We start from the raw sequence: 1,741 nt of genomic DNA on the forward strand, positions 1-1,741 counted from the left end.
TAAGACGAAACAAGTTGGCCAACAGGGAGAGTCTTACTAAATATAATTAAAAAGGAGAGGATATTTATGGGTGATGTTTATGCTCAACCTAAACCTTATATCTTATCAAGAAGCGGATGGGGTGCTTTACCTGCTGACGGATGTTCAGGCTCAAACAATCCAGAATATATTATAATTCATCATACAGGAGATGAAAATGATGCATTAGCTAATTATTTTGGTGATGATGAAGAAGGATTCATGAAAAGAATTCAAGAAATACACATGAATGATAATGGATGGTGCGACATTGGATATAATTATGCTGTAGGTGTAAATGGATTACTTATGGAAGGAAGAAACGTAAATGTAGCTGGAGCTCATGCATACGGTTATAATTCAAAAAGTATCGGAGTAGTTGTATTGGGGAATTATGACATTAGAGATTTTACAGTAAAACAAGAAGACAAACTAGTAGATTTATTAGCATGGTTATGTTATAAATATACAATTGATTATAATACTCACATAATAGGACATAGAGATGTAGCAAGCAAGTCTTGTCCAGGGGATAATATTTATAATAGATTATCTACTATAAAAGATAAAATTAAAAATAGGTTTGATATTGTATAAAGGCACACATAAGTGTGCCTTTCATATTTATATATTATTCTATAGAGTTGTTTACAAATAGTTCTTTAACATATTTAAAGTGTTATTATAACAATTCTAGTTGCTATAATTTTGCATTTAATGTATAATTAATATATACTTGTTAATTTAAGGAGGGAATGTATTTTAAATATGCTTCTAAATTCCAAGCTAAGATATATTATAATATTATTAGTTTTATCTATATTACTGTCATCATGTTTGAATGAAATGATAAATACTAACAATACTACAATTAATATAAGAGAGTATGTACCTAAAAAAAATTTAGTAAAGGTATTTAATAGTGGATTTGAAGGGAATGGAACAATATATATAGTAAATGAAATCGATGAAAGTATGTATCAAATAAACCAAATTGATTATGGCACAGGTTTAGTGAGAATTTATAAAATAACTAACGATTGTATTAAATTAATATATACAAGTGAAGTTGATTCATTTAATAAAAATTATCTTAACAAAGAACCAAATAAAAATGATATAATATTACAAACTCCTATTAAGGTAGGCACTAAGTGGAAAAATGAAGATGAAACAGAATATAAAATTACAGGTGTTAAGGTAGGTGTAAATACCCCATCTGGATATTATAGTACATTGGAAGTTACTATAAGAAAAAATGATATGGAAAGAAAGAAATATTATGCCAAGGGAATAGGCATAGTAAAAAGTGTAAGTAATGGGTATATTAATGAAGAATTAGTTAAAATAGAAACTTTAGATTCAAAGGTTAATTTAAACAGTATAGAAGAAATAAATAATTTACTAGATAAATATTTAGGTAATTAGATAAACAATATATATTTTATGCATTTCTATTTCAGTAAATAAATCTACTTTGTTATAATTTTTATATTCTTTTAATACAAGTTTTTCAAAGGTACCTAATCCTTTTACTGTTGTAATAATTGTAAACAACAATATTACACTTATAATAGTTAAACTAACCTTTTTAATCATTATCCCTCCTCAACCTATAGTTTCTATAACTCAATGTTCCATATGCCATAAATGGAATTTTATACCTTTATCTATTATTATATCTTATATATTGTATAATTACCATATTTTATTATGAGTGATA

General features: G+C 25.9%; 3 protein-coding genes. 2 read left to right on the forward strand and 1 reads right to left on the reverse strand.

Annotated features, from left to right (window positions below):
• Positions 1 to 66 precede the first annotated feature (66 nt).
• Positions 67 to 615: a peptidoglycan recognition protein family protein gene (locus L21TH_RS01375; protein WP_006307182.1), complete on the forward strand. Its 549-nt coding sequence runs from the start codon at positions 67 to 69 to the stop codon at positions 613 to 615.
• A gap of 240 nt (positions 616 to 855) precedes the next feature.
• On the forward strand, positions 856 to 1,446 hold the full coding sequence (locus tag L21TH_RS01380) for a hypothetical protein (protein ID WP_006307184.1): 591 nt from the start codon (positions 856 to 858) through the stop codon (positions 1,444 to 1,446).
• On the opposite strand, the gene L21TH_RS01385 is transcribed toward L21TH_RS01380, so the two are convergent.
• Positions 1,435 to 1,617, reverse strand: a complete 183-nt coding sequence (locus tag L21TH_RS01385; RefSeq protein ID WP_006307185.1) for a hypothetical protein — start codon at positions 1,615 to 1,617, stop codon at positions 1,435 to 1,437. The genes L21TH_RS01380 and L21TH_RS01385 overlap by 12 nt on opposite strands.
• Positions 1,618 to 1,741 lie beyond the last annotated feature (124 nt).

It is taken from the genome of Caldisalinibacter kiritimatiensis, from assembly GCF_000387765.1.
Lineage (GTDB): Bacteria > Bacillota > Clostridia > Tissierellales > Caldisalinibacteraceae > Caldisalinibacter > Caldisalinibacter kiritimatiensis.

Coding starts and splice junctions, on each gene's coding strand:
- L21TH_RS01375 (WP_006307182.1), top strand. CDS start 67: ATGGGTGATGTTTATGCTCAACCTAAACCTTATATCTTATCAAGAAGC.
- L21TH_RS01385 (WP_006307185.1), bottom strand. CDS start 1,617: ATGATTAAAAAGGTTAGTTTAACTATTATAAGTGTAATATTGTTGTTT.